Origin of the sequence: Aeromonas finlandensis (assembly GCF_000764645.1) — a bacterium.
Taxonomy (GTDB): domain Bacteria; phylum Pseudomonadota; class Gammaproteobacteria; order Enterobacterales; family Aeromonadaceae; genus Aeromonas; species Aeromonas finlandensis.
This window is the reverse complement of record NZ_JRGK01000147.1, coordinates 1-6188: the sequence shown is the minus strand read 5'-3', so window position 1 is coordinate 6188 and position 6188 is coordinate 1. Positions and strand designations below refer to the sequence as shown.

General features: G+C 61.8%; 4 protein-coding genes. All 4 read right to left on the bottom strand.

Going from position 1 to position 6188, the window contains the following annotated elements:
* The coding region (locus LD28_RS0111665; RefSeq protein WP_206538751.1) for a molybdopterin-dependent oxidoreductase Mo/Fe-S-binding subunit at window positions 1–2834 on the bottom strand (2834 nt) is incomplete at its 3' end.
* The gene (gene ygfM, locus LD28_RS0111660; RefSeq protein WP_033137139.1) at window positions 2831–3607 is read right to left on the bottom strand and encodes a molybdopterin-dependent oxidoreductase FAD-binding subunit; all 777 of its coding nucleotides are present in this window, start codon (window positions 3605–3607) and stop codon (window positions 2831–2833) included. The genes ygfM and LD28_RS0111665, both read right to left, overlap by 4 nt.
* Before the next feature lie 96 nt (window positions 3608–3703).
* The gene (gene ssnA / locus LD28_RS0111655) at window positions 3704–5032 is read right to left on the bottom strand and encodes a putative aminohydrolase SsnA (protein ID WP_033137138.1); all 1329 of its coding nucleotides are present in this window, start codon (window positions 5030–5032) and stop codon (window positions 3704–3706) included.
* Window positions 5033–5056: 24 nt separating this feature from the next.
* Window positions 5057–6188, bottom strand: a 1132-nt coding sequence (locus tag LD28_RS0111650) for an FAD-dependent oxidoreductase (protein WP_033137137.1), incomplete at its 5' end; no start/stop codon positions are given.

The window sequence follows — 6188 nt, the reverse complement described above, 5'->3', positions numbered from 1 at the left end:
CACTTGCGCAGCCAGACACCGCAGGCGTCATGGATGGCGGTAGCGATGGCAGGCGCGGCCCCGTTCACCCCGATCTCCGAGATGGACTTGGCACCGTAAGGACCGATCTGGTCATTACTGGGTACCAGGAAGGCCCGGAAGTCACGCGGGATGTCACCAATCTTGGGCGCACCATAGCTCTTGAGATCCCGGGTCAGCGGGATACCCTTGCTGTCGTAGCAGATCTCTTCGGTCAGGGAGTGGCCGATGGCCCGCATGGTCGCCCCGTAGATCTGGCCAAGGGCCAGTTCCGGGTTGATCGGGGTGCCACAGTCGAGCAGGGCGTAGAACTTGTCGAGACGGATCTGACCTGTTCTGACGTTGACTGCCACTTCGGCGAAGTTGGCGCCAAACGGGAACGCCAGTTCGGAGGTAATAAAGCTGCCGGTGCCCACCAGAATACCGAAGCCGGTACCGGTCTCGGCTTTGTGAGCAATCTTGGCAAGAGAGACCTCACCTTGCTTGCCACGCACAATGCCCGGGTGCACCAGCGCCACATCCCCAACCGGCTCGCCCAACATGGCAGCACCGTGGAACAGGATCTTCTCTCTGAGGTTCTCGGCCGCCATCTTGGCCGCATTACCAGAGAAGCAGGTACCGGAGGAGGCGTAGGCGCCTGTGTCAAACAGGGCATGGTCTGTGTCACCGGAGATAACATGCACATCGCTGAGCGGGCATTTGAGCACCTCGGCAGTCAGCTTGGCCACCACGGTATCGAGGCCGGTGCCGATATCGGCGCCACCGGAGTGAACGATAAAGGTACCGTCTGATTCCAGCTTGACCATGCAGTTGGCCTGATCAATGTCCGCAATCCCCGATTTTTGCATGATGATGGCGACGCCGCGACCGATGCGCCAATCGCCGTCGGCCACTTTCGGACTATCCCACTCAATCAGCTCCCGTCCCTTTTGCAGGATGGGCTCCAGAGCACAGCTCGCGGCCCGGGGAATGGAGGTTGGCATCTTGCCCTCGCCGATGGCACCCAACACCTTCAGCTCCTCCCCTTCCTGAACCCGGTTGCGTTCCACCATGTCGAGCTGGTCGATACCCAACTGCTCCGCCAGCTCGGCAATCGCCATGGTCAACGCGAAGTTGCCCTTGGGCGCGCCGTAACCCTGATAGGCCCCGGTCGGACAGATGTTGCTGTAGTAGGTATTGACGGTAAAACGGACGTTGTCGCACGGATAGAGCGGCAGGGAGAGCGCAGGACCGTTGCTTGGCACCGTCAGGGAGTGATTGCCGAAAGGACCGGTATTGGCACGGAAATCCATCTCGATGGCGGTGAGGGTGCCATCTTTCTTGGCGCCGAGTTTCACCTTCACCTTGGCTACGTGGCGAGAGGTGTTGCTGATGAACTCCTCTTCACGGGTGTAACGGAAGAGGACCGGACGACCGGTCACTTTGGTCGCCCAAGCGCACACCTCTTCCAGCAGAATATCCTGCTTGGAGCCAAAGCCGCCCCCTACCCGCTCCTTGATGACATGCACCTGATGCTGCTTCATGCCGACAATGCGTGCCACCTGACGGCGCACGTGCCACGGTACCTGAGTGGAGGCATGGATCACCAGCCGCTCACCATCCATGTAGGTGAAGCAGATATGCGGCTCGGTCGGGCACTGCTGAGCCTGGGTCGATTCGTAGGTGCGCTCCAGCACCGCGTCGGCGTCGGCAAACGCCTTGTCTACGTCACCGATCTGACCATGGACGCTGGCCGCCAGGTTCTCGTGGGGACGGGAACCGATGGGGAAGTTGATGATGAGATGCTCATCGCCACGACGTACCGAGCAGGCGTTCTGCTGCTCCAGATCCGCTGGCGCACCGGCCATGTAGATGATGGGCTCGTCGTGCACCAGTGGTGCATTGGGGGCCATCGCCTCGTCGATGCTCATTACCGCTGGCAGCACCTGATACTCGACCTCGATGAGTTTCAGCGCAGCCAGGGCGATGGCTTCGCTCTCGGCCACCACGGCGGCAATCCGATCCCCCACATGGCGCAGCTTGCGGCTGAACATGCGGCGATCCAGCGGTGACGGCTCGGGGGCGCTCTGACCACCCGGGGTGTAAAACACATCCGGGCAGTTGAGGTAAGTCATGACATGCACCACCCCTGGCAGCGCTTCGGCGCGGCTCACGTCAAGTTTGGTGATCACCGCATGGGGATGGGGACTGCGCAGCATCTTGATGATCAGTGCGTCATCAGTGACCCTGTCTTCCACGTAGCAGGGCTTGGCCTGCACCATCTTGGCGGCGTCCACTTTCGGGCAGTTCTTGCCGATATGGCGCAGATCATCGCGAAACTCCGGGGCGATCTGGCACAGATAATCGGGATCCTTCATCCGCGAGCAGGCGAGTTCGATGGCCTGATAGAACTGCTGGTAACCGCCATCGCGGTGGAACAGGCCCGAGAGGGCATCGTCGATTTGATCACGGGTGGGGTTGGGGTGGCGATCAAGCAGGTCGGTGACGATCAGCGCAGCGGCCGGATCATTGTAACCGGACTGCACCACGCCGACGTCCACCATGGCCTGCTGCACCAGACTGAGCTGGTTCCAGCTGCCCAGCGACTCGGCGGTACGCACCTGCGCCCCATCCAGCTGGGCGGCGATCAGCAGGGAGGCGTTGATCACCTTGCCGTTGAACAGGATGGCGTCGGAGCCAGCGAACCCGAAGCCGTCGTCGCTATTGCGCACCGAGTGCATCCGGCACTGGTTGAACAGCACCCGCTGGGCATTGTCACCGGCCTTGCAGATGACGGTACGCAGGGCGCCGTTCAGTGTGAAGTTGAGTTCCATCATGCTTGCACCTCCTGCTGCTGGCAGTCCACCAGCAGATCTGCCACTACCACGCCGGTGATATACCGTTTGTAACTCACACTGCCAGTCAGATCCTCACGGGGCGAAATCAGCTCGCTCACGGCAGCCTCCAGCGCGGCATCGTGCAGGGAGCGGCGCTCCACATCCCGCAGACGCATTGGCTGCGGGGTGACGCCAGCGACGGCCACCCGCTTTTCGCCAAGGGCGTCGAGGGCTACCGCTGCGGTCATCACGGCAAGGCCATCGGCGTTGCGGCTGATGCGGCGAGTGGCACAGCGCAAGTCAGGCTCCGGCAACACAATCCCCAGCACCAGGGCATTGCGCTGGCCCGCCAGATAGGCGTCGATGGGTTGCAGCAGGTTGTTCTCCAGAACGACGACCGCTTCAAGCACCAGCAGTACCGGCAGCAGCGGGGAGTCCTGCAACTGGCAGGCAATCTCGCCACCGACGGTGGCCTGATTGCGCACATGGCGGGAGTAGACAAACCCCAACGCCTCGCACAAGGCGGCCGGGGTACGGGGATCATCTTTCAGCGCCTGCAGGGTGACCGTCGCGCCAATATGGAGCTGACCGTGCTGCTGCTCAATCTGGCCAAGCCCCAGCTTGTCCAGCGAGATGGCGACCTTCTTGTCGGTGCGGGTCGGCGCGGCGTTAAGCTTGCTGCCGCCCCCCATGTAGACGGCGTCGTTGCCGAAGCTGGCTTTGAGTTCCAAAGCCTGACCCAGTTGCTCGGGTCGGAAGAATTGCTCAATCATGTGTCGTCCTTACTCTTGATGCCCGCCGCCGGGAAGATCCGCACGGCGGGTGATCAGTTGCAATATGTCCGGTGCAATACCTTGAGGGCCGCCGGCTCACGCCAGCTGGTCAACCCGTTGCCACAGGCGGCTCGCCACCTTGCGGGCTTGCTCATAAATAGGCGCAACATCGAACGGGAACTCGCGATCCTGATAGACCATGCACCCCTCTACCATCACGCTGTTGACACTGGCAGAGCCCATGCCGAAGGCGAGGTGGCCTGCGAGGTTGCGCGGGGCCAACGGGGTTGGCGCGTCGTAGTCGCAGATGGTGAGGTCGGCCTTGTAGCCCGGCTCCAGTCGGCCAAATTTGGCGCCGAAGTTGCGCTCCAGCAGGGTGTTGCCGTTCCAGAGGAAGCGGGCAAAGCTGTCTGGCCACAGGGCGCCACCGGCATCCTTGTGTTTGAAGTAGGCAAACTTGAGCTCTTCAAACATGTCGGAGCCGATGCCGTCGGTGCCGAGCGCCAGATTGCGGTACTCCGGCAGGTGCATGTTGTAGCCCACATGGTTGTTCATGTTGGAGCGGGCGTTGTGCACCAGGAAGGCATCACGGCTGTTGAGCAGCTCGACATCCGAGGGGCTCAGGTAGATGCCGTGACCCACCAGCGATTTGCTATCGATCAGGCCAAAGCTGTCCAGTCGGGCGATGGGCTCCTTGCCATAGTGGTGATGGCCGTGAGCCACGTCATAGCGGTCTTCTGCCACATGGATATGGAGACCACGACCGGTCACCTGCACCGCTTCGCGCAGCATGGCCAGCCCCTCGTCCGGCACGGTAAAGGGGGCGTGGGCGCCGATATGGGCCTCCACCAGATAGGGCTCTTCGCCTTTGGCTTTGGCCGCATCGATCCCCTGGGCAAACAGGATGTTCTCCTCTACCCCGGCCTGCAGCTCGGCGAGGCCACCGTTGCGATCCGTGGTCTCGAAACAGGTCATGCCGCGCAGACCCGCCTCCATAAACCCTTTGCGCATGATGTTGAGGGAACCCTTGATGTAATTCGGCGAGGCGTGGTGATCGATCACCGCGCTGCAACCGCTCTTGATCGCCTCCAGCGAGCAGATAAGGCCGCTGTAGTAGAGGGACTCCTCATCGAGCGCGAGGTCTAGCCGCCACCAGAGGTTTTTCAGGGTGGAGATGAAATCCGGGCAGGGGGCGATGTTGGCCATGATCCCCCGCGACAGACCGGAGTAGAAGTGGTTGTGGGCACAGACGATACCCGGCATAACCAGCTTGCCCCCCATCTCCCGGTAGTTGGCCTCCGGGTAGAGGGCCCGCAGATTGGGCCCCACCGCTTTGATAAGCGTGCCTTCGATGGCGATATCCACCCCTTCCAGTACCCGGGTCGGTTCCAGCTGGACGGCGGTGACGTTTTTCAGAATAAACATGGTTTGCTCCTTCTATCCTTTCGCTCAGACCTCGACGGCCCCCAGCAGGTAGTGGTGATGGGCGTGGACATGGCTGATGATGCGGCACATGTCACCAAGGGCCTCGGGGGCATCCTTGATCCGGCTCTGCGCATCGATAGTGAGACGGTAGGTCTCGCCACCCTGACGCACCCGCAGCTCGCCACCATCCGCCAGATAGAAACCGGGGTTGCGGCTGTTGTCGAAGTCCTCGGAGAGGCTGAAGATGGTGACCTTGTCCTGATAGGGCTTACCCTGCCACGGGCAGAACTGGGCGCAGTTGCCGCACTCGTTGCAGTAGGCATCCAGGTGCAGGGTCTGGAACTGATCCTTGAAGCCCGGTACCGCAATGGCGACGTTGGCCCGGTTGGGGCAGACATCCACGCACTTGCTGCAGAGGTAGTTGCACTCGAGGCAACGGTGCGCCTCTTGCGTCACGAAGGCATCGCGCTCGCTCTTGTCGACCATGGTGACGGCGATGCTCCCCTTGCGACGGTAGATCTCCTCCTTGCCCGACGGCTGGATTGAAACCTCAGCCTGACTGCCAGCAATATGTTCGCGGGAGAGCACCAGATCCGCGGCGCGGCGGGCCCCACCGATGGCTCCGACGATAGAGGACGGGCCGCTTTGCACATCACCAATCAGGAAGACGTTGCGACGGCTGGTCTCGCCGGTCTGGCTATCCACCTCGGGCCAGCCATCGCTGCCCAGGGGAATGCCCATTGCTTTGAGCACGTCACAGTCTGGCTGCTCGCCGATAGCGGTGATCAGCGCATCCATCTGCATCACTTCGGTCTGCTCGGTGGGCACCGGACGGCGACGGCCCTGCTCGTCAGGATCCCCCAGCGCCATCATCCGCACGGTGAGCTTGCCATCTTTTTCAAAGCGCTCCGGATTAGTGAGGAAGCAAAAACGCACCCCATCTTCCACCGCTTCCAGATACTCCTCGCGATAGGCGGGCATCTCTTTTTCGCTGCGACGGTAGATCACGGTCACATCGCTCACACCCGGCACCTTGAGGGCGGCGCGGGCGCAATCCATGGCGGTATTGCCCGCCCCGATCACCGCCACATGACGGCCCAGCGGCAGCGGTTTGCCCTGGTTGAAGCTGCGCAGGAAGTTGAAGGATTTGTAGACC

Bases quoted from the DNA above. Each gene is read 5' to 3' on its own strand.
- ygfM (WP_033137139.1), bottom strand. From the start codon at position 3,607: ATGATTGAGCAATTCTTCCGACCCGAGCAACTGGGTCAGGCTTTGGAA.
- ssnA (WP_033137138.1), bottom strand. From the start codon at position 5,032: ATGTTTATTCTGAAAAACGTCACCGCCGTCCAGCTGGAACCGACCCGG.